Source organism: Pararobbsia silviterrae, from assembly GCF_003628125.1.
In the GTDB taxonomy this organism is placed as follows: domain Bacteria; phylum Pseudomonadota; class Gammaproteobacteria; order Burkholderiales; family Burkholderiaceae; genus Pararobbsia; species Pararobbsia silviterrae.
Genome location: NZ_RBZU01000002.1, coordinates 144,329 through 168,240, shown reverse-complemented (window position 1 = coordinate 168,240; position 23,912 = coordinate 144,329). Strand labels below are relative to the sequence as shown.

General features: G+C 67.0%; 19 protein-coding genes. 5 read left to right on the top strand and 14 right to left on the bottom strand.

What is annotated here, in order from left to right:
• Positions 1 to 52: 52 nt before the first annotated feature.
• The 6 genes from D7S86_RS06130 to D7S86_RS06100 form a co-directional block, all read right to left on the bottom strand.
• Positions 53 to 3,352 (bottom strand): error-prone DNA polymerase, encoded by a 3,300-nt coding sequence (locus D7S86_RS06130; RefSeq protein ID WP_121084599.1) that lies wholly within the window; start codon positions 3,350 to 3,352, stop codon positions 53 to 55.
• A 25-nt stretch (positions 3,353 to 3,377) separates the two neighbouring features.
• Positions 3,378 to 5,015 (bottom strand): Y-family DNA polymerase, encoded by a 1,638-nt coding sequence (locus tag D7S86_RS06125; RefSeq protein WP_420813207.1) that lies wholly within the window; start codon positions 5,013 to 5,015, stop codon positions 3,378 to 3,380.
• Positions 5,009 to 5,272: a pentapeptide repeat-containing protein gene (locus D7S86_RS30610; protein WP_158601872.1), complete on the bottom strand. Its 264-nt coding sequence runs from the start codon at positions 5,270 to 5,272 to the stop codon at positions 5,009 to 5,011. The genes D7S86_RS06125 and D7S86_RS30610 overlap by 7 nt, the downstream gene beginning before the upstream one ends.
• 11 nt (positions 5,273 to 5,283) lie before the next feature.
• On the bottom strand, positions 5,284 to 6,177 hold the full coding sequence (imuA, locus tag D7S86_RS06115; protein WP_121084597.1) for a translesion DNA synthesis-associated protein ImuA: 894 nt from the start codon (positions 6,175 to 6,177) through the stop codon (positions 5,284 to 5,286).
• 190 nt (positions 6,178 to 6,367) lie between these two features.
• Positions 6,368 to 6,877 carry a DUF2127 domain-containing protein gene (locus tag D7S86_RS06105; protein ID WP_121084593.1) on the bottom strand — a complete coding sequence of 170 codons (510 nt, stop codon included), beginning with the start codon at positions 6,875 to 6,877 and terminating at the stop codon, positions 6,368 to 6,370.
• A gap of 251 nt (positions 6,878 to 7,128) precedes the next feature.
• Positions 7,129 to 7,563 carry a CBS domain-containing protein gene (locus tag D7S86_RS06100; RefSeq protein WP_121084591.1) on the bottom strand — a complete coding sequence of 145 codons (435 nt, stop codon included), beginning with the start codon at positions 7,561 to 7,563 and terminating at the stop codon, positions 7,129 to 7,131.
• 184 nt (positions 7,564 to 7,747) lie between these two features.
• Between D7S86_RS06100 and D7S86_RS30110 the strand changes: the two genes are divergently transcribed.
• Positions 7,748 to 7,903 (top strand): hypothetical protein, encoded by a 156-nt coding sequence (locus D7S86_RS30110; RefSeq protein WP_240648010.1) that lies wholly within the window; start codon positions 7,748 to 7,750, stop codon positions 7,901 to 7,903.
• Between the two features lie 187 nt (positions 7,904 to 8,090).
• On the opposite strand, the gene D7S86_RS06090 is transcribed toward D7S86_RS30110, so the two are convergent.
• On the bottom strand, positions 8,091 to 8,786 hold the full coding sequence (locus tag D7S86_RS06090) for an HD domain-containing protein (protein WP_121085237.1): 696 nt from the start codon (positions 8,784 to 8,786) through the stop codon (positions 8,091 to 8,093).
• Between the two features lie 309 nt (positions 8,787 to 9,095).
• Here D7S86_RS06090 and D7S86_RS06085 point away from each other — a divergent pair, with 309 nt between their 5' ends.
• The gene (locus tag D7S86_RS06085) at positions 9,096 to 10,058 is read left to right on the top strand and encodes a GlxA family transcriptional regulator (protein WP_121084587.1); all 963 of its coding nucleotides are present in this window, start codon (positions 9,096 to 9,098) and stop codon (positions 10,056 to 10,058) included.
• 142 nt (positions 10,059 to 10,200) lie between these two features.
• On the opposite strand, the gene D7S86_RS06080 is transcribed toward D7S86_RS06085, so the two are convergent.
• Positions 10,201 to 11,616 carry an aminotransferase-like domain-containing protein gene (locus D7S86_RS06080; RefSeq protein ID WP_121084585.1) on the bottom strand — a complete coding sequence of 472 codons (1,416 nt, stop codon included), beginning with the start codon at positions 11,614 to 11,616 and terminating at the stop codon, positions 10,201 to 10,203.
• 268 nt (positions 11,617 to 11,884) lie between these two features.
• On the opposite strand from D7S86_RS06080, the gene D7S86_RS06075 reads away from it, so the two are divergent.
• Both D7S86_RS06075 and D7S86_RS06070 read left to right on the top strand, forming a co-directional pair.
• On the top strand, positions 11,885 to 12,208 hold the full coding sequence (locus tag D7S86_RS06075) for a DUF2917 domain-containing protein (RefSeq protein ID WP_158601870.1): 324 nt from the start codon (positions 11,885 to 11,887) through the stop codon (positions 12,206 to 12,208).
• Between the two features lie 381 nt (positions 12,209 to 12,589).
• Positions 12,590 to 13,846, top strand: a complete 1,257-nt coding sequence (locus tag D7S86_RS06070) for an MFS transporter (protein ID WP_121084581.1) — start codon at positions 12,590 to 12,592, stop codon at positions 13,844 to 13,846.
• A gap of 140 nt (positions 13,847 to 13,986) precedes the next feature.
• On the opposite strand, the gene D7S86_RS06065 is transcribed toward D7S86_RS06070, so the two are convergent.
• From D7S86_RS06065 to D7S86_RS06050, 4 genes are all read right to left on the bottom strand, one after another.
• Entirely contained in the window at positions 13,987 to 16,071 is a 2,085-nt protein-coding gene (locus tag D7S86_RS06065; protein WP_147432238.1) for a right-handed parallel beta-helix repeat-containing protein, read from the bottom strand.
• Between the two features lie 118 nt (positions 16,072 to 16,189).
• A complete protein-coding gene (locus tag D7S86_RS06060) occupies positions 16,190 to 18,310 on the bottom strand; it encodes a helix-hairpin-helix domain-containing protein (RefSeq protein ID WP_121084577.1) in 2,121 nt (706 codons plus the stop codon).
• Positions 18,307 to 19,092 (bottom strand): PP2C family serine/threonine-protein phosphatase, encoded by a 786-nt coding sequence (locus D7S86_RS06055; protein WP_121084575.1) that lies wholly within the window; start codon positions 19,090 to 19,092, stop codon positions 18,307 to 18,309. Before D7S86_RS06055 ends, D7S86_RS06060 begins: the two co-directional genes overlap by 4 nt.
• Positions 19,089 to 19,769: a vWA domain-containing protein gene (locus tag D7S86_RS06050; RefSeq protein ID WP_121084573.1), complete on the bottom strand. Its 681-nt coding sequence runs from the start codon at positions 19,767 to 19,769 to the stop codon at positions 19,089 to 19,091. The genes D7S86_RS06055 and D7S86_RS06050 overlap by 4 nt, the downstream gene beginning before the upstream one ends.
• 172 nt (positions 19,770 to 19,941) lie before the next feature.
• Between D7S86_RS06050 and D7S86_RS06045 the strand changes: the two genes are divergently transcribed.
• Entirely contained in the window at positions 19,942 to 21,858 is a 1,917-nt protein-coding gene (locus D7S86_RS06045; RefSeq protein WP_121085236.1) for a propionate--CoA ligase, read from the top strand.
• 99 nt (positions 21,859 to 21,957) lie between these two features.
• Here D7S86_RS06045 and D7S86_RS06040 read toward each other — a convergent pair whose 3' ends face one another.
• Both D7S86_RS06040 and D7S86_RS06035 read right to left on the bottom strand, forming a co-directional pair.
• Positions 21,958 to 22,134, bottom strand: coding sequence for a DUF3563 family protein (locus D7S86_RS06040; protein ID WP_121084571.1), 177 nt, complete (start codon positions 22,132 to 22,134; stop codon positions 21,958 to 21,960).
• 380 nt (positions 22,135 to 22,514) lie between these two features.
• On the bottom strand, positions 22,515 to 23,888 hold the full coding sequence (locus D7S86_RS06035; RefSeq protein ID WP_240648009.1) for an extracellular catalytic domain type 1 short-chain-length polyhydroxyalkanoate depolymerase: 1,374 nt from the start codon (positions 23,886 to 23,888) through the stop codon (positions 22,515 to 22,517).
• Between the last annotated feature and the right edge of the window lie 24 nt (positions 23,889 to 23,912).

Below are 23,912 nucleotides of genomic sequence, written 5' to 3'. Positions count from 1 at the left end.
TTCGGCGTTCGACAGGTATCGCAGACCCCGACGTTCGAACGACGCACCGTCTTCAATGAAAATCGCGGCTGTGCGTCGCGAGTTCGCCGAGCAGCGCCGAGTGATCGACAAGCCGCTGCGCGACGAGATTCACGACCTCGCCTTCGCGCTGCCAGGTGCCGAACACGCCGAGCAGTTGCGCGCCGAGCACCTCCTTGCGATATCGCTCGATGAGCCGCGGCCAGACGATCACGTTGACCGACCCCGTCTCGTCCTCGATCGAGATGAAGATCGTTCCGCTCGCGGTATCGGGCCGCTGACGCACGGTCACGATGCCGCATGCGCGCGCGAGGCGCCCGTTCGGATAAGTCGTCAATTCCTCGGCCGTGCGAAAGCGCAGCGCGGCGAGATGCGTCCTCAGCAACGCGACCGGATGACGCTTGAGCGTGAGCCCGAGACTCGCGTAGTCGTCGATGATCTCGCGCCCCTCTTTCGCGCGGGGCAGCATGAGCGGCGCTTCGTCGATCGGCGCATCGCGCAGCAGCCTCGTCGTGCCCTGCTGCGCCGTCACGGCCCACCAGGCCTGCCGGCGATGTCCGGCGAGCGCCTGGAGCGCGTCGCCCGCCGCGAGCGCTTCGAGTTCGAGCCGCGACAAGGCCGCACGCCGCGCGAGATCGTCGACGTTCTCGAACGGCGCGCGGCGCCGCGCGGCCATGATGCGTTCGGCCGCCGCCTGTGAAAACCCTTTGACGAGATTGAGTCCGAGCCGCGCCGCGGGACCGTGCGCGCCGAACCGTCGCGCAAGCTGCCAGTAACGGCGCGCGCTGCGCCTCGGCAACCTGTCGGCCATGGGCATCGGAAACGGCGTCGGCGCCGCGGGCCGCCAGTCGAAGTCCGGCGCGGGACCGTGGCGCGTCGCGGCGAAGGCGGCGCGCCGCGCGCGCTCGCGTGCCTGTTCGTCATCCGGATATTCGAAGCGCGCTTCCCAATCGCTCATCGTGACGTCGGGCGGCAGCACCGTCACGCCATGCCGGCGCGCATCCTGGACGAGTTGCGATGGCGAATAGAAACCCAGCGGCTGACTGTTGAGCAAGGCGATCAGAAACGCCGCGGGCTCGTGCCGCTTGAGCCACGCGCTCTGATAGCAGAGCAGTGCGAAGCTCGCGGCATGACTCTCGGGAAAGCCGTAATCGCCGAAGCCCTCGATCTGCTTGCAGATCCGCTCGGCGAACGCCGGATCGTAGCCGCGGTCGAGCATGCCCTGCCGAAGTTCGTCCTGGTACTGGTCGAGATGCCCCTTGCGTTTCCAGGCGGCCATCGCGCGGCGCAACGCATCGGCCTTCTCGGCCGAGAACCCGGCCGCGAGCATCGACAGGTGCATGACCTGTTCCTGAAACACGGGCACGCCGAGCGTGCGTTCGAGCGCGGGTTTGACTTCCTCCTTCGGATAGACGACGGGTTCGAGTCCCTGTCGGCGACGCAGATACGGATGCACCATGCCGCCCTGGATCGGTCCCGGCCGCACGATCGCGACTTCGACGACGAGGTCGTAATAGGTCTGCGGCCGCAGACGCGGCAGCATGCCCTGCTGCGCGCGCGATTCGATCTGGAACACGCCGATCGTGTCCGCGTGCGAGCACATTTCATAGACATCGAGGTCTTCGGCCGGAATATCCTGCGGCTTGAATTCGGGCAGACCGCGCCGCACGGCGACGAGTTCGAGCGCGCGCCGGATCGCCGACAGCATGCCGAGCGCGAGCACATCCATCTTGAGCAATCCGAGCGCCTCGATATCATCCTTGTCCCACTGGATCACGTTGCGCTCTTCCATCGCGGCGTTCTCGATCGGCACCAGACGCGAGAGCTTGTCGCGCGCGATCACGAAGCCGCCGACATGCTGCGACAAATGCCGCGGAAAACCGCGCAAGGCCTGCACGAGTTCGACGAGATGGCGCGTGAGCGGTGACGCCGGATCGAAACCCGCTTCGGCAAGCCGTTCAGGCACCGCGGCCGTGCCGTCCCACCATTGATGCGCCTGCGCGATGCGCTCGACGAGCTGCGCATCGAAACCGAGCGCCTTGCCGACGTCGCGCAACGCGCTGCGCGTCCGGTAGCTCGCGAGCGACGCCGCGAGCGCGGCACGATGTCTGCCGTACTTCTCATAGATGTGCTGGATCACCTCCTCGCGCCGTTGATGTTCGAAATCGACGTCGATATCGGGCGGCTCCTTGCGCGCGCGCGAGATGAAGCGCTCGACGAGCATCGACATGCGCACCGGGTCGATCTCCGTGATACCGAGGCAGAAACAGATCACCGAATTCGCGGCCGAGCCGCGTCCCTGGCACAGGATCTTGCGGTCGCGCGCAAACGCGACGATCTCGTGCACCGTCAGGAAATACGGTTCGTAGCCGAGCTCCGCGACGAGCGTGAGTTCGTGCTCGATCTGCTCGATGTGTTTCGGCGTGAGCCCGTCGGGCCAGCGAACCCGGCTGCCCGCCATCACGAGTTCGCGCAGATGCTCGGCGGGCGTCTTGCCCGGCGGCACGAGTTCGTCGGGGTATTCGTAGCGAAGCGTGTCGAGCGAGAAACGGCAGCACGCCGCGATCGTCTGGGTCGCCGCGAGCAGATCGGGCGGATAGAGTTCGGCGAGCTGGTCGAGCGGGCGCAGATGCCGCTGCGCGTTCGCCTCGAGCGCGAAACCGCATGCGCTGAGCGGCGTGTTCAAGCGAATCGCGGTCAGCGTGTCCTGCAGCCGCTTGCGCGCGCCCGCATGCATGAGCACGCCGCCGGCGGCCACGAGCGGCACGCCGCTCAGCGTCGAGATCGTGCGCAGGGTCTGCAGGCGCATCGCGTCGTCGCCCGACTGCGCCGCCTCGAACGCGAGCCAGCACCGGCCGGCCGCCCAGCCCGCGAGCCAGCGCGCACGCGCGAGCACATCGTCCGCGCTGTCCTCGGGCGACGGCACGAGCATGAGCACGCAGTCGGGCAAGCCGGCCAGATGCGCGTACGCGTCCGGCGGCGCGGTCAGATCGCCGCATTCGAGCCAGTAGCGCCCTTTCTCGGTCCGAGTCCGCGCGCAAGTGATGAGCTCGGAAAGGTTACCGTAGCCGTTACGATTGGTCGCGAGCGCGACGAGCGTGCACGCGGACCGGCCCGCCGCGTCGACGAGGCGCAGCTCGCTGCCGATCAGCAACGCGATGCCGTGCTCGCGCGCGGCCAGATGCGCGCGGACGATGCCGGCGAACGAACACTCGTCGGTCAACGCGAGCGCCGTATAACCGAGCTGCGCAGCCCGCTCGACGAGCTCGTGCGGATGCGACGCGCCGCGCAGGAACGAGTAGTTCGACAGGCAATGAAGTTCGGCGTACTGCATGGGTCTTCGATCGATCAGCCGAGCATCAGCCGAACATGCCCTGCAGGAACCAGGCCGCGTCGTGTGTCTCGGACGGCGTGCGTTCGCGGTAGATCCAGTACAGCGTCGCATCGTCGCCGCTCGCGACGAAGTAATCGCGCCGCGCGCCCGGTCCATCCCACCAGCCCGTCTCGATGCACTCGGGGCCCGACACGATCCGCATCGCGCTCCGGTAATACGGCTGCCCTTCGCGGGTCGCGAGCCGCAGCGGTTCCGGCAGCAGCCAGACCGGCCGCGGCGCAACCGGCGCATGCGGCGGCACGAGATCGTGCGGTCCGTCGAGCCGGCCATTGAGGCGGCGGCGCTTGCCCTGAGACGACGCGCCCGCGCGCTGCGCCGATGCCGATGCCGATGAGACGACCCTGTCCGCGCGCGCCTGCACCGTGCTCGCCTGTGCCGTGCGCGCTTGTCCCGTGCTTGCCTGCCTCGTGCTCGCTTGTCCTCTGTGTATCGGCATCGCGCCCTCCTGCGCGATGCGCGCCTGCGCCGTGCGCGCCGGCCGGCGCATCGTGTACGACGCGTCTGTGATCGCGGCTTCGGGCCGGTGATCGGCTCGCGCGCCGACCTCGCGGACCTTGTCGGCGCCCAGGCGCGCGACGAGCCGTTCGAGCAGCCGCGTCATCGCCTCGCGTCCCGCGTCGGGACCGGCGTCGAGCGGGAACAGCGTATCGGTCGGCGCCGCGTAATCGGTGATCTCGTCGGCATGCAGATGCAGCTCGATGACCGGTGCGGCGAGTTCGGTCCGGTCGAGCTTCTCGCGGCTCATCAGCACGAGATGATCGAGATCGCGCGCGGGCGCCGACCAGGCGACGGTCAGTGTCGACATGCGCGGATCGCCGCGCCGCGCGGTTTCATGCACGAGCGTCAGCGTGAAGCGGCTCACGCCCGCGTGCCGCGCCGTGAGCCACCCGACGAGCTGAAGCAGCAGGCGACGCACGGCGAACAGCAGCGCGTCGGCATGTTCGACGCGCGCCATGAGTTCGAGCCGCGCGCCGAAGACGGGCGGCGGCTCGAAATACGTGCGCGGATCGGCGGCTTCGCCATAGGTGCGCGCGAGCGTATCGAGCAGGCCCGGACCGAAGCGCCGCGTCACGCCTGCGCGCGGCAGGCGGCGCACGGCGCCGAGCGTGTCGCAGCCGATCTGCGCGAGACCGTCGCGATGATCGGCCGCGGCGGGCAGGAGCAGCGCGGGCAACGCATCGAGCATCGACGCGAGCCGCGCGAACTTGACCACACGCCGCCCGCGACGATCGACGACGCGCGCCTGCGCGAACAGCCATGCGGCCCAGGGCGTCGGCGCGCAGGCCAGCGCGGCCGCGTGCCCGCTCGCGTCGAGCGTCGCGGCAAGCCGGCGCCAGAGCGCGCGCAGGCCGCCGAACAGACGCAGACTCGCGCTCACGTCGAGCACGATCGTATAGGCGTCGGCGAGCACGATCTGCGGCGTGTAGGCGCACAACGCGAGCGCGACGGCTTCGAAGGCACGACGCTCGCGCGCCGCATCGGGCGTCAGGCAGACGAGTTGCGGCGCGAGCGCGAGCGCATACGCGCGCGCAAACCCCCGCCGCACGCCGAGCGACTGCGCGCACGCATCGGCAAGCGCGACGCGCGCATGCTCGATCAACACGCGAGGCGGCGCGCCGGGTTCGTGATGACCGAGATCACCGTGGCCATGCTCGCCGTGGTTGGGGGCACCGTAGTCGGAGGCACCGTGGCCGAGTTTGCCATGGCCGGGTTCGCAGTCGCCGGGGGCGCGATGGCCTGAGACGTCATGGCCAGGCGCGCTGTACCCAGGCTCGCGCCGGTCAGGTGTGAGCCGGTCAAGCGCGCCCCGATCAGGCGCGACCCGATCAGGCGCGACCCGGTCAGGCGTGACCCGGTCAAGCGTGACCCGGTCAGGCTGCGGAGGCTGTACGGCTTCGAGCCGCAGCAGCGGCAAGCTGACCGCGATCCAGACCATGATCGATCTCCGCTACTTCGGACACACCAGACACGTCGGACGCGTCGAAACGCTCGTGCACGGACGGCGCGACGCGCACGGGCAGCCTGAGCCAGAGCGGCACCGCCATCGCAGGCCCGCGCCGCTTGACGATCTCGATCCGGAGCCCCGCGCGTTCGAGTCCATCGGCCGCCGCCGTGCGCACGGGCGCGTCCGTCTCGGGAAGCCGCGTCCGATTCGACACCGCGTGCAATCCGCGCAGCGCCGTATCGCGGACATCGGCGGGTTCGAACCGCAGCCGCAGCGGTGCAGGCGACGATTGGGCCGCCGCCGTCGCGGGGCGCATCAGGAACGCGACCGCATTGCCGTCCTGCGCGAGCACCTGCAATCGCCGCAGCGCGGCGGCCTGCACGCGCGGCAGCCAGAGCAGCACGGCGCCGACGCCGTCGTGCCGCAAAGCCTGTTCGGCGGCCCAGAGCGCATCGGCGCCCTGAACGTCGATCCAGACGAGCTTGTCGGTCGCGATGCCGGCCGCCGCGAGCGCCGGCGCATAGGGTGTATACGGCGGCGCAATGAGGACCGCGTGGCGCGGCGAGCGCGCGTGCGCGGTCAAGCCGGCGAGCGCGGGCGCGAGCAGACGCATTTCCCCGCATCCGGGCCGCACGCCGAGCAGCTCGGTCAGCGCCGCGCGCGGCCAGCCGCCGTCCGGCAGTTCGGCATCGAGCGGGGCGTGTCCGCTCGGCACGCTGCCGCGCGCCGCATGGCCGAGCGCATTGCCGCGCCAGACCTGACGCGCGAGATGAGCGGGCAACTCCGGCCCCGCACGCACCGCCGCGATTTGAACAGCCATCCCCAACCCCGTTTTCAAAGACGGCAAAGGGTCCGGCCTGCCCGGGGGCCGGCAACGGACCGCTTCGCTGATACTGTGTATTTATACAGTATTTTCGCGGAAAACGAGAAGGGAAAAATGAGGGGGATCCGAATCATCGATCGGACAAAAAATTGCCCGCGACGCACGCGCGCTTGAAACGGCCGCGCGCCTAGATCGTCTTGCGGACCATCGCGGCCGCACCGCCGCGACGGCGCCAGAGCCGCACGACGAGAAAGATCACCATGCCCAGATTCGCGATAAAGATCAGCATGCCGGTCCACGACAGCCGATGAAACTGATGCCAGATTTCAACGGGCAGATAAATCGCGCCCGACACCGCGCCGAGCCATTCGCCCCATGCGTGGTCATGCCAGAGTCCGTAGCCTTCGGCGATCCGCAGCGCCGCATAGGCGAACGCGACGAGCACGATTGCGCGAATATCCGACCCCGTCGTCAGGATGTCGGCATAGTGGAGCAGCAGCGCCGGATAGTGACGCTCGGGGTCGAGCCCGAAATAGCCGATGAGCTCCGACACGAGATGCCGGAGATCGTGATGAAGCAGACTCAGCAGTCCGATGCTGGCCGCGAGCGCGGCCACCCCTTTGAGTCCTTCGTACAGCGCAATCGCGCGCAGCGTCTGGCGGTTCCGCGTTTCGCGAACCAAGGAAGATCGAGTCATGGAGTCGGGTCGTCGGACTACGGTCGGCAGCCTCGCGCCTCGGATGACGCGCCGATGACACATGAACGTGTCGCCCGCGCGCATCCGTTGCACCTAGTGAAGACCCTAGCATAAGCGCACGCGTTCAAACTCGCACGCGAGCGCCGCGTCATGTCGTACCGACGACGGATCGAGTCGTATGCCCGATGAGGCGCACGGACCATGCCCGCGCGGCCGCGCGCGGGCCCGTACGCATCGACGCGCGCGCCCGCTCAGCGTCCGGTGATGTATTGCTCGAGCTGCTCGATCGTGAATTGCTGCTCGGAAATGATGTCGGCGACCAGATCGCCGATCGAGATCATGCCGACCATCTTGCCCTTGTCGAGCACGGGCAAATGCCGGATCCGGTGCTCGGTCATGAGCGCCATGCATTCCTGCGAGGTCTGCTGCGGGCTCACGTAACGCACCGCGCTGCTCATGATCTCCGCGACCTTCGTGCTCTTCGACGACCGGTCCTTGAGAACGACCTTGCGCGCGTAATCGCGCTCGGTCACGATGCCCGCAATCTCTCCGCCGGTCGTCACGACCAGCGCCCCGATGCCCCTCTCTGCCATCTGCTTGATCGCGTCATAGACCGAGTCCTGCGCGTCGATCGTAGCGACCTGCGGGCTCGATTTCGAACTGAGTATCTGTGCGACCTGTGTCATAGCAAACGCTCCGGGTTATCCGGGCCTGCGCGTTCGGATCGTCCGATCGTCGGATCGGCAAATCGTCGAACACGCGGCGCCGGGGGTTGTCTCCTTCAAAAAGTATAGGAGTCGCCGGGCGCTCGCGTGACAGCATTTTGTCGGGTCCGCGGCGTGGCGCGCCGAAACGGTATCCACGTGTCAAATGCATGTCGCTTTCACGCGTGTGGTGCGTGTGGTGCGTGTGGTGCGTGTGGTGCGCGTGGTGCGCGTGGTGCGCGTGGTGCGCGTGGTGCGCGTGGTGCGCGTGGTGCGTGCGGTGCGTGCGGTGCGTGCGGTGCGTGCGGTGCGTCGTCGATGATAAGCCTGTCTATCGATACCGCCGTCGATGCTCGCCCGGGTCCGATGCGTCTCGTGAACGCCTGCGACCCGAGCGTATCGGCCACGCGTTCGGGTCAAACGCGTGGCCGACCGTGCGCGATACGGCGATCCATCCGCACAACGCCGTCTTCTCCTTTGGCGCGTCCGGCATGCCCGCGCGACTTCGTCTATGCCGCCGTATGATCGTGGCCGCATCCGGCGTGATGCACATGCGCGCCGTTGACGTCGTCCCATGCCGAACCCAGGATGATCTGGCAGAAGTTCAAACGCTTGTAGCTCGGATCGCGCAGTTCGAGCACGTCGGCCTTGACGTTGCCGAACGTCGTCAACGGCTTGTCGATCGTGCCGCCCGCGAACGCGTCGATGATCGCGTTCTTGAAGTCCGCCTCGCGCGGATGCGCCGCGCAAACCTGGATGCGCTGCGTTGGCGTGAAGTCGTCGTATGCCAGACCCAGCACATCCATTTCAACGCCCGCCGTCACCAGGGCGACATTCGGCTTCAGATGCTCGGGCACGCCCGGCGTCGTATGCAAGGCGATGCCGAGCCACACTTGCTCGATGTCGTATTCGCTCGCGCCGTATTGACGCAGAAAGTCGCGCGCGGCGTTCGCGCCGTCGACCTCGAAGCGATCCGTCTTGCTCCGATAGGCATCGGTCAGCCCCATGTCATGGAACATCGCGCCGATATAGAGCAGCTCGGGATCGTATTTGAGCTGCTTGCGCTCGCCCGTCAGCGCGCCGAACAGGAACACGCGCCGCGAGTGGTGGAAGAGCAAGTCGTTCTCGGTATCGCGCACCAGTTCGGTCGCGGCGCGTGCGAGTTGACTATCGGGGATCTGAATACCGGCAATGCGCGTGCTCATCGAATGTTCTCCATGGACAGGACAGTGGCCGACGCGCGCTGCGCGCGGCCCGTTAGGAGCGGACATCGACGCGCCGGGATCGCCCCGCTCGTCTTCGCCCACCCCGCATCGGCGCAATCGGGCGAACGTGTATGCTTGCGTCGCGGTTCATGCGGTGATGCGTCGATGGAAAACAGTGTCGCCGCGCGGCCCGATCCGGACAATCGCAAAGGACCGGCGAACGCTGCCAACCGTACGTCGGCTTCTGCCATCGCGGATGGCGCGCCGGAACGATGGACCCGACGAACCCGACCCACAAACGGATCCCGTATGCGCGCAGTAGCGATCGCGATTTTCCCCGGCGTGCAGGCCCTCGACGTGGCGGGCCCGCTCGATGTGTTCGCCGAAACGAACGCATTCGTCGGCCCCGATGCGGGCTACTCGATCACACTCGTGGCCGAGCATCGCGAGCCCGTCATCGCATCGAACGGCATCCGCATGCTGCCCGATCGCGCGTTCGACGACGCCGATCCGCACGGCGTCCATACGGCGCTCGTCGCCGGCGGCCCGACCTTGCCCGACCACGCGCCGACGCCCGCACTCGTGCAGTGGCTCACGCACCGCGCATCGCGCTGCGCGCGATATGGCTCTGTCTGCACGGGCGCCTTCGCGCTCGGTCATGCGGGTCTGCTCGACGATCGGCACGTGACGACGCACTGGCAAAACGCACCCGCGCTCGCCTCGCAGTTTCCGCGCGCGCGCGTCGAACTCGACCGCATCCATATCCGCGACGGTGCGCTCGTGACGTCGGCGGGCGTCACCGCGGGCATCGACTTGTCGCTCGCGCTCGTGGCCGAGGATCACGGGCCGCACGTCGCGCTCGCCGTCGCCAAGCGTCTCGTCGTGTTCGCGCAGCGGCGCGGCGGCCAATCGCAGTTCAGCCCGTATTTGAGCGCGCCCGCCGACGAGACCTCGCCCGTGGCCAAGGTCCAGGTCTATGTGATGGACCATATCCGCGAGCGCTTTTCCGTCAATCAGCTCGCGAGCGTGGCCGGCATGAGTCCGCGGCATTTCGCGCGCATATTCGTGCAGCTCGCCGACGTCACGCCGCACGAATTCGTCGAGCGCGCCCGCGTCGACACCGCGCGCAACCTGCTCGAAAGCACCGACATGGCGCTCAAGACGATCGCCTACGAAAGCGGATTCGGCACCGCCGACCGCATGCGGATCGTCTTCACGAAGCGGCTCGGCGTCACGCCGAATGCCTATCGCGAGAGCTTCCGCCGCGCGTAAGCACGGCTCGACGATCGATCGTCGACGGCAATCGGCGGTCAGCGGTCGACGGCCCTCAATCGGCAATCAGCCAAGCCGCATACCGCGCTTCACGGCGGCGACACCGTTCCGACGCAAGGCGGCATCGCGGTCCGCACCCGCGCTACGCGATGCGAAGCTCCGCCGCGGCCGCGGCCTCGTGCAGAAACTCGACCGCGCGCGTTTCGTTCGCATAGGCGACGTTGATGCGTAACCACGGCGTCGCGCGCAAATCGGAATGGAACGCGTGTCCGGGCGGAATCGCGATACCGAACCGTTCGGCGAACTTCGAGAGCGTGCGCGAATCGGCGACATGCGGCACGCGCGCCCACAGGAAATGACCGCCGACGGGTGGACCGAACACTTCCCAGCCCGCCTGATCGAGCGTCTGCAGCGCGCGCGCCTGGGCTTCGCCAAGCTGGCGCCGCAATCGGTCGAGATACTTCCGGTACGCGCCGCGCTCAAGCATCGACGACACGATCGACTCGGCGAAACGCGACGACGTGATGCTCGTCAGCGTCTTGATATCGGCCATCATCCGAATCGCCTCGGGATCGGCAACCAGATACCCGACGCGCAGCGAACTCGAGAGCGTCTTCGAGAACCCGCCGATATAGATCACGCTTTCGAGCTGATCGAGCGTCGCGAGCCGATCGGTCGGCTCGACCTGGAAATCGGCGAACACATCGTCCTCGACGATCTTGAACGCGTGCTGCTTCGCGAGCTGCAGCACGCGGAACGCATTCGGCGGCGACATCGTCGTGCCCGTGGGGTTATGAAACACCGTGTTCACGAAGAACAGCTTGGGCCGGTATTCGCGCAGCTTCGCCTCGAGCACCTCGATATCGGGCCCGTGCCGCGTGCGCGGGATGCCGACGATCTGCACGTCCGAGATCCGCAGCAGGCCCAGCAGGTTGTAGTACCCGGGGTCCTCGACGAAGACCGTGTCGCCGGGCTTGAGCATCCAGCGAATCACGAGGTCGAGCGCCTGGCTCGCGCCCTGCGTGAGCATGATCCGATGCGGATGCACGTGAATGCCGAGCACGGCGAGACGCAAGGCGACCTGCTCGCGCAACGTCGCATTGCCGAGCGGCGTCGAATAGTCGATCAGACTGCGCGGATCCATGCGCGCCAACTGGCGGATCGCAAACGACAGCCCTTCCATGTCGCGCCAGTCCTCGGGCGTCCATCCGCTGCCGAGCCGCAACATGCCCGGACCGTGCTGAACCGCCTGCCAGGCCGGCCCCGAGACTTCCTCGACGAGTTCGGGACTCACGATCGCGAGCGATGCCGCGTGCGCGCGCCGGTCCGCGACATAGAACCCCGACCCCTGGCGCGAATCGACCAGGCCGAGCGACACGAGCCGATCGTACGCCTCGATGACGGGAAACCGGCTGATCCCATGTTGCGCGGCAAGCTGGCGGATCGACGGCAGCTTCGAGCCGACGCGCGCCTCGGGCGTGCGCAGCCACGTGCGCACGCCGTTGACGATCTGGTCGGTCAGCGGAATGCCGAGCGAAGCGTCGAGTTCAAGTTTCATGAGCAAGCGGCCAAGATTGGACTGTTCGTCAAAATGACTGAACAGTCTAGTCAAACTGTTCGGAACTGTTCATGTGATTGTGAGATATCTCAATCAATAATGCAGATGTGTCACAAGTCAAGTGGACAAAATACGGATCCCGCTCCAGCCCGCCGCTCGGCGCCCTTGTCAGGCCGGCGACCGAGGACGGTCCAGGATGCGCCGGGTCGTTGTCCCGTCTGTGTCACTCGCATGTCGCCAATGTCCGCTGACCCATCAGGTGAACCCCATGGATGAACTTCGCACTTTCGAACTCGATGAACCCCAAGTCGCTCAAGCGCTGAGCTTCGTGCGCGCCGCCACGATCAGCGCGATCAGCGGTCCGATCTGGGTCACGATCGAGGGTCATGCGGACGACTTCTGGCTCCTCGCGGGACATCGGATCAAAGTGCCCGCCGGCCGTCGAGCGTGGCTCTCGGCCGAGCACGCGGGCGCGCGCTTCACGGTCCAGTCGCACGGACGCGCGCGCCGCGACCGGTGGGGCAGCGTCACGCGCGTGCTGAGCGCCGCCGCGGCCCGGCTCACGCGCACGACGCCGACCCGCTCGGCCTGAAGGCAAACTGAGCCCGACCTGAGCGCGACCTGAATACGACCTGAACGCGGCTCGAATACGACCCGCGTCGGCCGGTCCGGAACGCGCGCCACGCGCACGGCATACCGGACCGGTCAGACCAACACGGCCTCCCCGCATCGATCGCTCACCCACTGACCGCGCGAGCCCATCCGGCGCGCCCTGCCCCGACACCCGGCACGGCATCCGGCACAAAAGCGCCGCGCGCGACCGCGCAACCCGATCGCCGGTCCCCCGATCGGTCGCCCCATTTGTCCTGTTTACAACAAAATTTGTCCGACACTCTCGGACAAGACAATTTATTCTGCAGCCTATCGGAAAAAATCGAATCCGATCCATCCCGAAAAGCACACTGTTGGAACCATGAATTCAACCGCGAACACCGCTCTGTCCAAGCCCGCCGCGTCAGCCGCGACCGCTTCCGCGGCCGCCTACGAAGGCACCGTCTTCAAGATCATCGGCGCGATCAGTTTTTCGCACCTGCTCAACGACATGATGCAGTCGTTGATTCTCGCGATCTATCCGCTGCTCAAGTCGAATTTCGCACTGAGCTTCGGCCAGATCGGCCTGATCACGCTCACGTATCAGATCACGGCCTCGCTGCTGCAGCCGGTCGTCGGCCTGTACACCGACAAGCATCCGAAGCCCTATTCGCTGCCGGTCGGCATGGGCTTCACGCTGACGGGCCTGCTGCTCATGGCGTTCGCGCCGACCTTCGGATGGCTGCTCCTCGCGGCGGCGCTCGTGGGCTGCGGTTCGTCGGTCTTCCACCCTGAGTCGTCGCGCGTCGCGCGCATGGCCTCGGGCGGCCGTCATGGCCTCGCGCAGTCGCTGTTCCAGGTCGGCGGCAACGCCGGTTCGTCGCTCGGACCGCTGCTCGCCGCGCTGATCATCATGCCGCACGGCCAGCACAGCATCGCGTGGTTCGCGATCGCCGCGCTCGTCGGCATGGTCGTGCTCACGTTCGTGAGCCACTGGTACAAGGGCGCGCGTCTGCACGCCAAGCCGCGCGCACGCGCCGCCGGCCACGCGACGCTGTCGCAAGGCCGCATCATGTTCGCGCTCTTCGTGCTGCTCGTGCTGATCTTCTCGAAGTACTTCTATCTCGCGAGCCTGAACTCGTACTACACGTTCTATCTGATCGACCGTTTCCATCTGCCGGTCGAGACCACGCAGTTCTATCTGTTCGCGTTCCTGTTCGCCGTGGCGGTCGGCACCATCGTCGGCGGCCCGATCGGCGACCACTTCGGCCGCAAGTACGTGATCTGGGTGTCGATCCTCGGCGTCGCGCCGTTCACGCTGCTGCTGCCCTACGCGAACCTGTTCTGGACGGGCGTGCTGACCGTCATCATCGGTCTGATCCTCGCGTCGGCGTTCTCGGCGATCATCGTCTACGCGCAGGAACTCATTCCGGGCAAGGTCGGCATGGTCGCCGGCATGTTCTTCGGATTCGCGTTCGGCATCGCGGGCATCGGCGCGGCCGTGCTCGGTCATGTCGCCGATGCGACGAGCATCGAAACGGTCTACAAGATCTGCAGCTTCCTGCCGCTGTTCGGCATCTTCACGGTGTTCCTGCCGAATATCGAAGGCGCACGCGCGCGCAAGGCCAAGGCAGCCTGATCGCCGCCTGACGCCTCGCTTCATCCCGCGGCCGATGCCTCGGCGATCTCGCGATCGCCGGCGCATCGGCCGCTGTCGTTAAGGCGCGCGTTGTTAAGGCCGGCGTTTTCGCGCGCGGGACGCACGCCGCGCCCCTTCACTCAGCGCGAGAAATGCGATGTCTGGAAGCCCTGCGCGATCGCGGGCGAAGCGGTCGAGAGCACGAAGTCCGAATACACCGCACGCGCGCTGTCCGACATCGGCGTCGCGAATACGACATCCGGCGAACCGAACCACGTCCCGATCTGCAGATACTGGAGCGCGCCCGAATCGGCCGTGAGCTGCGTGCCGTCGATCACGACGTTGCGCGTGATCGTATTGCCGAGCGGCACGCCGGGCATGTCGGTCAGGATCACGGGCAGCGTCGGATACTGCGTCGCGTACGGCGCCGTGCTGTACGGCACGGCGCGCAAGGCGGTCTGGAACACGCCGGTCGTCGACACGACGTCGGGTTCCTGCCAGCTCATGCCGCGCGAGTCGGCGCTGATCGCGGGCAGCAGGTTCACGAACAGATTGTCCGACACCGTGTTGTCGCGTCCGCCGCCGATGAACACGGCCTGGCCGACCTTCGAGAACACGTTGCGACGGATGATCGTGCCGCAATACTCGTCGTCGAGATAGACACCCATCGTCGCGCTCGGCGCCGAGGTCGAGCCGATATCGTGGATGAAGTTGTCCTCGATGATCGTGCCTCGCATGGTCCAGTCGCGGCCCGCGTAGATCGCGCCCGAATCCGAGGTCTCCGTCACGACGTCGTAGATCTCGTTGTTGCCGATCTCGTGATTGTTGCCGCTGAAGAGGATACCCGCGTGCGGGCCGTTGTAGATCGTGTTGCCCGTGATCGTATCGCCCGCGCCCGACACGCTGATCGCCGGACGATACGCGCGCGAACGGCGCGCATAGTCGTGGATCGTACTGTTCGTCACGAAGCTGCTGCCCGCGGCCAGCGTCGTGCGATTGCCGCTATAGATCGTGATTCCGCCCTCGCCCGTGTTCGAGGCCGTCACATACTGGAATCCGCTCGCGCCCGCGCTCGATACGCCCGCGCGATTGCCCATGTTGCGGATCACGACATGATCGACCGTGTTCTTGCCGCCGCCGTTGAACTGCACCGCGTCGCCGCGGCCGATATCGAGCGTCAGGTTCTGCAGCGTCAGGTATGTCGCGTTGTTCGCGACGAAGATCGAATCGGCGACCGAGACCTGCACGTCGCCGTCGGTCATCGTCGCGGGCGGCCAGAAGTACAGCAGCCCGGCGTTCGAATCGACATAGTATTCACCCGGCGAATCGAGCTCCGACAACGCGTTCTCGATGAACACGCGCTGGCCGACCGCGAGCCCCAAGGTCGGCGCGGGCGACTGGAGCGTGATCACCCCCGACGCGTCGACCGACTGCACGGGCAACGTCGTGTCGGCCCAGTCGCGCGCCCAGTATCCGAACGCATGGAGGTTCGGTTCATTCGCCCATGCGGACGGATTGCCGCCGCTGACGGTGAAGGTGAGTCCCGTCGGACCGCCGGGCAGCGACGCGATGGTCGCGAAACCCGAGTTCGGCCAGCGCGCGATCGTCATCGGCTGATCCCGGAAGAACACTTCGAGCGGCGCGGGCGTGATCGAGATCCCATAGCCGTGCCGATTGAACGTGCCGAGATTCGTCACGCCGCTCGCCGCGAGCGATGCGACGAGCACGCTGCCGTGCGCGGAGACCGGAATGCGCGCGAGCGCGCTCGGATCCGTCACGGCCTTGAAGCCCGTGACGATCTGCGAACCCGTGATGATCGCCGAATCGTCGGCCGGCCCCGAGATCGTGATCGTCGTGCCGCTCCATGACGGATCGAGCGTGACCGTCAGCGTCGACGCGATCCGGTATGTGCCCGAAGCGAGCACGATGTCGTACGACGATATGCCCGAACCGACGAGCGCCTTGTTCGCGCTGAGCACGCGCAAGGCATCGCGCAACCCGAGGTTCGACGCCGACAGATTGACCGTCGCGGGTGCGGCGGTCGCACCGCTCTCTTCGGCATTGGTCGCGGCCGCCGTCACATTGACCGTCGTGGCCTGCGCGCCCGCGCACGACAAGACACCGGCCAATCCCAGCGCGGCCGCGCGGGAACGCACGCGCCAGCCATGCGTGTATTTGAATAGGTTTCTTGTGCTGGCGTAAATCTGTACTGCGAACGAATACATATCGACCTCGGCTTCGATAACGTGACGAATGCACATGGTGCGCGAATGCGCGGTGCAACGGGCCCGACACACGTTCGATTCCATCGAACGTGCGTTCACGCCCACGCCATGCACGCATTCACGGCAGCCCCGCCCCCCGACGGAGCCGCCAACGTAACCGGCGCCGCCGATGCGCACCGGTCAGCGCGCGATAGTCGGCCTCGGTCTGCGCAAGCGCAACGCTCGCCCCTTGCAGTTCGGCAAGGGCGTGCAATCGCATGCGCTGATTCTCGATATCCAGCTTCTGAAGGTCGCGCAGTCCTTCGCGCAGCGTCTTTTCGACGCGCGCGCGACGGTTCGCGAACTGGCGGTTCAACCATTGCAGATCGCGCGGATCGGTCCCGCCTTGCGGATCGAAGGCGAAGCGCGCTTCGATCTCGGCGCGCCACGCCAGCAATTCGCCGCGCGCCACTTCGCCGAGTCCCTTGACCTTGCCGAGCATCGGCTCGACGACGTCGGCCGCCGTTTCGATGCCGAACGACGCGAGCGTCGCCTTGCGGCCCGGCCCGATCGCGGCAAACTTCGTATCGGCAAGCACATAGGCCGACAGGAATTTGTCGCGCTGCTTTTCGCGCACGAGCGCGAAAAGCTTCTGCCGTTCACGCTGGTAACCGCGCGGCAACGCATCGAGTCCGCGCTTCGCGCGCTCGAGCGCGCGGAGTTTGTCGGCGAACGCGCGCGAGTGGCGGATCTTCCGATAGCGCGCAAGCAGCACGTCGTACTCGTGCTGCGCGCGTTCGAACGCATCGCGCCGCCGCAGATACTCGCGACGATAGGGACGCTCGGCGAGCATCAGATCGGCGACCCACGCGAACGGCCAGAGCACGGCGAGCCCGATCCGCGCCTCGGGCACGAAGACGGCGCCGACGATCGACGCCAGCGTCCAGGCGAGCGCCATGGCATGGGCGATGCGTCGGCGCATGCGCAAGGGATGCACACCGTGCGCCGACGACGTCAGCGTAGAAGACGCGCGATCGGCCGCCGCGCGCATCGCTGCGGCCCGCATCGCGGACGACGTCGATTTCGGCGCCGCCAGATCGGGATGCCCCTCCGGATCGCCGAGCGCGGCGATGCGCTGCCAGACCTGCTGGATGTCCGCGTTGTCGGGCAAGGCGAGGTGCGTGCCGGCCGCGGGCAAGGTCGGCAGGAAATACTGCATGCCCGTGCGCGTCTCGATCTCGCACCACGGGCAGCCGCGCAGATGCGCGGGAAAACGATGGATCGAATCGGTCGCGCAGGTGCGCAGACTGCGGCCGAACGTATCGAGCGCCTGCACCCAGTCGCGCGCGCTCGGACGCGTATTCGTCGCGCCCGCTTCGGTAAACGCCGCTTCGAACAACGCCGCGATCGTCGGCGACACGGTCTCGAGCGCGAGTGCATGCGGCGGCGTCTGCATGCCGCGCGCTTCGCGATGCGGGCCATAGGCGAAGCGATACTCGGCGATCGCCTGCTCGATCGGCATATCGCCTGCCGCATGAATGCCCGCGTACGGATGCCGTCCCATGAACAGCAGATGGAACACGAGCACCGCGAGTCCGAATGCATCGTGATTCGGCGTGCGCGCGGCCTCGGCGAACGACGGCACGGCCTGCAGCTCGGGCGGCGTGAAATGCTGGACGCCGACTTCGCACGCGAAGCGTGTGCCCAGCGCATGGATGTCGAACGAGTCGCAATCGATAAAGCACGCGACGCTGTCGCGGCGTATCACGAGATTGCCTTGATTGACGTCGCCGACGACATGACCGTGCGCATGAATCGCGTCGAACGCCGCCGCGATATTGCGTGCCGCCGCGACGAGAAACGCATAGTCCGCATGCGCGAAGAACTGCTTGCGCTGAACCGGACTGTAGAGATGATGGACGGGCTCGTAGCCGTCGACGCGTCGCATCGTGAAGCCCGCGACACGCGCGCCGTCCGCGAACAGCACACCGCTGGGCCAGGCCGCGATCGTGCGCAGATAGCTGTCGCCGAGCGCGGTCATCGCACGCAGCTTGGCCTGGTGACGCGCGGGCAACGGTTCGCGATAGAGCTTCGCGACGGAACCCGGATGCTCGCGCAGCGCATAGACGCGGCCCTCCCCGCCTTCGCCGAGCAACGCGCCGAGCGCGACTTCGCGCCCTGCATCGTCAAAAACCCGCTCGACTTCGGATGACGACGCGTGCGCGTCCGCCGGCATCGAATCGAATCCATCGACGCTCACGGCAGGCTCCTGCGGCGGCGCGTCGCGACGACGAGCGTCTTGTCGTCGTCGGTGCGCGCGTTGATCGCCGCACTCGACAGAAAGCGCGCGAGATCGGTGTTGAGCTGCACGCAGCGCGCGGGGTCGACGCCGCGCAACGCCGCGAACATCGGTTCGAAAAATGGCGTATGCGCCTCGCGCGTCGCATAGACGAGTGCAAGGCGCTGAAGACCGTCCGTGAGCAGCGACACCTCGTCGGGCGCCGCGATGATCTCCGCGTTCAGATGCGCGGCCGCGTCAGGATCGGTCACGAAGTAGGTCGTGTTCGCATATTCGCCCGCGTCGGGCCAGAACACCGGCCGCAGCGCGCCGTCGGCGCGATCCGGCGACCGCACCACGACCGCGCCGTCGCCGATCTGGAACACGAGCGCGCGCTCGGGCCCGATCACGGCGCCGACGAGCGTGCACGCGAATTGACGCGCCGGCGCGCGCTGCCAGGTGCTCGCGAGCGAGATCTCGGCGCGTACATGCCGCACGCAGGCGGCCGCGAGCTTGACGTCGAGCGCGGACGCGCCGCGCGCTTCGACGCGATCGCATAAAAAGCGTCCGCCCGTCTCGCACATGATGCGCGCGCCGATCGCGCCGTAACGCGCGCTACCCGCGCCGTCGGCCGCGAGCGCGATCAGCCACTCGGCGCCGTCGGCGCCCGATGCGACCGCGACGAAGCTCGCGTCCTGGCACGACTCGCCCGCCTGCACATGCGACGTGCCGGTCGCGGACGCGCTCACATAACGCCAGCTCACACGAGCGCCCAACCCGACGGATTCTGCAGACGCACTTCGGCGCCCGGCGCCGATTGCGAAACCGAACGCATCGAATTCGAGAGCCATTGGAACAGCTCGCGGAACTTGAGGCCCTGCAGGCCCAACGGCGTGCGCACCGACAACTGGCGCAGCACGTCCATGTTCGCGCCCTCGATCCCGACGGCAAAAAACGCGAACTTCTTGTTCGCCTCGCCTTCGGCGACACGCGCGGCCGCGGCGCGCCAGTCGTCGGTCGGTTCGCCATCGGTCAACAGAAAGATCCACGGACGATAGAACGCGATGCCGTTCGCGCGGTACTCGGCCTTGCGCGCCTCGAGCAGATCGAGCGCAAGCGTGACGGCCGCGCCGAGCGGCGTGTCGCCTTGCGCGCTCAAGGCGGGCGGCACGAAATGTTCGATCGTATGGAACGGCACTTCGACGTTCGGCGGCCCGAAGGTCACGATCGCGGTTTCGACGCGTTTGCCCGCGAGCGTGTCGGCCGTCAGCTCTTCTCGAAAATGTTCGAGACCCGCGTTGAGTTGTTCGATCGGCTCGCCTTCCATCGAACCCGACCGGTCGAGCAACAGCACGCAAGGACAACGCGGCTCGGGGTTTTCCGCGAAGTTGTCCGTCCCGAACGCGACCTGCTCGGCAAACGGATTGTCATTCTCGTTCATGGTAATCCCGCTCTATTCGCGCCTTGCCGGCGCAGTTTTAATAAGACTCATGTGTGCGCTGTCGATCGGCCGGCCCAAGGTCCCGGCCTTTGCGCACGAAGCCGATCAGCCGTGGCGATTGTCCCGATTGCCCGGTTCCCCCGGGAAAACCCCCGGACCGGAGAAGCCGCTGATGACCCGCTACAAGAGTTTCCACGCGCATTCGGTCGACGATCCTGCCGCCTTCTGGGGCCGGCAAGCCGACCGGATTCACTGGCATACGCCGTTCACCCAGGTTCTCGACGACTCACGACCGCCCTTCGCCCGATGGTTCGTCGGCGGCACGACCAATCTCTGCTACAACGCGCTCGACCGGCATCTGCCCGAACGCGGCGCACAGGACGCGCTGGTCTATATATCGACCGAAACCGGCGCCGAGCGCAGGTTGACTTTTGCGGAAATGTTCGTCGAAGTGAATCGGATGGCCGCGGCGATGCGCGCGCTCGGCGTGCAGCGCGGCGATCGCGTGCTGATCTACATGCCGATGATTCCCGAGGCCGTGTTCGCGATGCTCGCGTGCGCGCGGATCGGCGCGATTCACTCGGTCGTGTTCGGCGGTTTCGCGGCGGGCAATCTCGCCACGCGCATCGACGACGCCGAACCCGTGCTCATCGTGAGCGCCGATGCGGGATCGCGCGCGGGACGCGTAATCCCCTACAAGCCGCTGCTCGACGATGCGCTGCTCGAATCGAAAGCGCCGCAGCCCAAGGTGCTGCTCGTCGATCGGCGTCTCGCGCCGATGCCGCTCTTTCCGGGCCGCGACACCGTCTATCCGAGCGCGCCCGAACCCGGCGAGCCGACGCCGATCGTGCCGTGCGAATGGCTCGAATCGAACGAACCCTCATACATCCTCTACACATCGGGCACGACGGGCCGGCCCAAGGGCGTGCAGCGCGACGTCGGCGGCTATGCGGTCGCGCTCGCGACGTCGATGGACTATCTGTTCGGCGGCAAGCCCGGCGACGTCATGTTCACGGCGTCCGATATCGGTTGGGTCGTCGGACACAGTTATATCGTCTACGCGCCGCTGCTCGCGGGCATGACGACGGTCCTCTACGAAGGACTGCCGGTGCGGCCCGACGGCGGGGTCTGGTGGCGCATGGTCGAACGGCTCAAGATCAACCTGATGTTCACGGCGCCGACCGCGATCCGCGTGCTCAAGAAACAGGATCCGGCCCTGCTCCGCGCGTCGGATCTGTCGAGTCTGCGCGCGCTGTTTCTCGCGGGCGAACCGCTCGACGAGCCGACGGCGACCTGGATCGCGCGCGCGATCGACAAGCCGGTCATCGACAACTACTGGCAGACCGAGACCGGCTGGCCGATGCTCACGCTGCCGCGCGCGATCGATGGCGTCGAGATTCCGGCGCCCAAACTCGGCGCGCCCGGCGTGCCGGTCTACGGCTATCGGCTCAGCGTGCGCAACGAACGCACGGGCGCGGTCTGCGCGGCCGGGCAGAAAGGCGTGATCGCGCTCGACTATCCGCTGCCGCCGGGCTGCATGACGACCGTCTGGCGCGACGACGAGCGCTATATCAAGACGTATTGGTCGAACTTCATCGGCCGGATGTCCTATTCGACATTCGACTGGGGCGTACAGGATGGGGATGATTTCGTGACGATTCTCGGGCGCACCGACGATGTGATCAACGTCGCGGGGCATCGGCTCGGGACGCGCGAAATCGAGGAAAGTCTCTCGCGTCACCCGGCCGTGGCCGAGGTTGCGGTCGTGGGCGTCAAGGACACCGTCAAGGGACAGGTCGCGTTCGGCTTCGTCGTGCTGCGCGACCCCACGCGGGCCGAACAGGCGATGGATCGCCTCGCGCTCGAGGGAGAGTTGATGCAGACGGTCGACCGGCAGCTCGGCTCGGTCGCGCGGCCCGCGCGCGTGCTGTTCGTCGGGCTGCTGCCCAAAACGCGCTCAGGCAAGCTGCTGCGGCGCGCGATCGCGGCGCTCGCCGAAGGCCGCGAACCCGGCGATCTCACGACGATCGAGGATCCGTCGGCGCTCCATCAGATTCGCGCCGCGCTCGGCTTCGCCGGGCAAGTCTAGCTGTGCAGCGTCAAACGCGCGTTTCGAAACATGCGGCATCCGGTGCATCTCGGCTGACGCGCCGCCCGAATCGCGCCTATCGGGGCGCTCGCGCGTGGCTTAGGCGTTGAAACCCATCCATCCCGTGCGCTTCGAGGCCTGGCGGTCGAGATCACGCATACGGGCTTCGAGGTCGTAGAGGTCGACGGCTTCCGCGAGGTAGGCTTCCTCACGTTCGAGACGGCGTTGTTCGGCGCTCTTCGTGAGTTCGTTGACGATCTTCCACAGTGCGTACATGGTGCTGCTCCTTGCTGACGGCGCCGATCGGGCGCCGGTTCGAGTCCTGCGACCGATCCGAATTGCCGGACCCATCGCCTAAGTGTTTTCCCTAGGTACGCATTCTAGGTGAAAACCCTGATCTTGAAAAGACGAAAAATATTCGAATTCGGTTTATTTTTTGCGGCGCAACACATCCCGCCTCGCCGTGCTGTGCCGACGAGGCGAGGCGGGAAAATCCCTGTCGATCAGGTCCGTCACGCCCGCTGCGCGGCCGGGGCGCCACCACGCCAACGGCCCCGTTCAGGCCTGATGGGGCGTGCGATGGGACGTCCCATCGAAGGCACGTTCGGCGTTCGGCAGCCCGATCCAAGGCCGAAGCCGATAAACGCACGCGCAAATCAGGCGATCAGCACGGTCTGCGGCGGCGTGAGCGCCACGCCGGACGTCCGCCGGTGCAGGCGGAAGAAATCGTAGATCAGCCGGCTCGAATCCGGCCCGTCCGACACATGGAACGGCATCGCGCCATCGCCGCCGCTCCACGCATGGCGCAGGCCCGCGATCCGGCAATCGCGTACGACCGGCACGTCGTCGAGCAGCCAGTCGTGGCGGATCACGCCGCCCGGCGCGCTGTCGCGGGCCGTGCCGTGCAAACGTTTCCCGCTCGCGTCGACGAGCCGGTTCAGGCGAACGAACTGGCTCGCGAGCTGGTCGGCATTGCGCGGCGAAACGACATCGTCATCCTCGCCGTGCACGACGATCGCGGGCATGCCCGGATGATCGGCAAATTCCTTGAGTCCCCCGACGAGATGCAGCGGGTCGTCGCGCGTGCCGCGGCGCATCGTCGCGAGCGCCGACATCGCCGAGTGCGCGTCGCCCATGACCGGTCCCGAATGCAGCGCGACCGCCGCGAACACCTGCGGATACCGGATCGCGAGCAGCGCCGCCATCCCCGCGCCCGCCGACATGCCGGCGACATAGACGCGCGACGCGTCGATGTCGTACCGCTCGATGACGGCCTCGACCAACGAGACGATCGACCGCGCCTCGTGACCGCCCGCGCGCTCCGACGCGTCATACCAATGCCAGCAGCGATGCGGATGCGCGACGCGCGACTGCTCGGGATAGAGCACGACGAAGCCGTATTCGTCGGCGATCGCGTTCATCCGCGTGCCCTGCGCGAATTCCTCTCCGGTCTGCTTGCAGCCGTGCAACATGACGACGAGCGGCCGCTTATTGCCACTCCCGCCCCCGCCCTTCGCGGGCGGGACATAGATGCCGTAGCCGAGATGGTTGACGAGATCGCCGGGCGCGGGCGGCGCGGAGTGAAAGGATCGCGACCAGTCGCCCTTGAGCCACGCATGACGCGAGGGCCGCACGCGCGACTCGGCGGGTTTGGCGCGCGTGCGCGCAACGCTCGCCGCGCTTCGAACGCTTTGCGAAGTCGTCGCCGGCGAGGCTTTCGATCGTGTGGCGCTGCTGCCGCGCGCTTTGACGGTCTTGCCGATCGTCGGCCGCACGCCGAGCGGGTCAAGCCGTTTTGATGTCGCCGACGCGCCCTTGGCGCCCGACCCCTTGGCCGCGCCCGCTTTCTTGGCCGACGCCGTGCTCGATTTCGCCTTGATGCTCGACGAAGCCTGCGTACCGAGCGTGCTTTGCGTGATATCCCAAACCGCGCGCTCGCCGCGCTTCGCGGCATTGCGCAGCGCGCGCATCTGGATCTGCGCAATCTTGCCGAGGCCGCGCAGCCAGGTCGAAGTCAAACTCTTGCCCATGATGTGTTCTCCGGTTCAGTCGCG

What these genes read in the sequence shown, in the direction of transcription:
- D7S86_RS06065 (WP_147432238.1), bottom strand. Translation starts at nt 16,071, where the DNA reads ATGTATTCGTTCGCAGTACAGATTTACGCCAGCACAAGAAACCTATTC.
- D7S86_RS06045 (WP_121085236.1), top strand. Translation starts at nt 19,942, where the DNA reads ATGACCCGCTACAAGAGTTTCCACGCGCATTCGGTCGACGATCCTGCC.
- D7S86_RS06040 (WP_121084571.1), bottom strand. Translation starts at nt 22,134, where the DNA reads ATGTACGCACTGTGGAAGATCGTCAACGAACTCACGAAGAGCGCCGAA.
- D7S86_RS06085 (WP_121084587.1), top strand. Translation starts at nt 9,096, where the DNA reads ATGCGCGCAGTAGCGATCGCGATTTTCCCCGGCGTGCAGGCCCTCGAC.
- D7S86_RS30110 (WP_240648010.1), top strand. Translation starts at nt 7,748, where the DNA reads ATGCATGTCGCTTTCACGCGTGTGGTGCGTGTGGTGCGTGTGGTGCGT.
- imuA (WP_121084597.1), bottom strand. Translation starts at nt 6,177, where the DNA reads ATGGCTGTTCAAATCGCGGCGGTGCGTGCGGGGCCGGAGTTGCCCGCT.
- D7S86_RS06105 (WP_121084593.1), bottom strand. Translation starts at nt 6,877, where the DNA reads ATGACTCGATCTTCCTTGGTTCGCGAAACGCGGAACCGCCAGACGCTG.
- D7S86_RS06090 (WP_121085237.1), bottom strand. Translation starts at nt 8,786, where the DNA reads ATGAGCACGCGCATTGCCGGTATTCAGATCCCCGATAGTCAACTCGCA.
- D7S86_RS06070 (WP_121084581.1), top strand. Translation starts at nt 12,590, where the DNA reads ATGAATTCAACCGCGAACACCGCTCTGTCCAAGCCCGCCGCGTCAGCC.
- D7S86_RS06100 (WP_121084591.1), bottom strand. Translation starts at nt 7,563, where the DNA reads ATGACACAGGTCGCACAGATACTCAGTTCGAAATCGAGCCCGCAGGTC.
- D7S86_RS06080 (WP_121084585.1), bottom strand. Translation starts at nt 11,616, where the DNA reads ATGAAACTTGAACTCGACGCTTCGCTCGGCATTCCGCTGACCGACCAG.
- D7S86_RS06050 (WP_121084573.1), bottom strand. Translation starts at nt 19,769, where the DNA reads ATGAACGAGAATGACAATCCGTTTGCCGAGCAGGTCGCGTTCGGGACG.
- D7S86_RS06075 (WP_158601870.1), top strand. Translation starts at nt 11,885, where the DNA reads ATGGATGAACTTCGCACTTTCGAACTCGATGAACCCCAAGTCGCTCAA.
- D7S86_RS06035 (WP_240648009.1), bottom strand. Translation starts at nt 23,888, where the DNA reads ATGGGCAAGAGTTTGACTTCGACCTGGCTGCGCGGCCTCGGCAAGATT.
- D7S86_RS06130 (WP_121084599.1), bottom strand. Translation starts at nt 3,352, where the DNA reads ATGCAGTACGCCGAACTTCATTGCCTGTCGAACTACTCGTTCCTGCGC.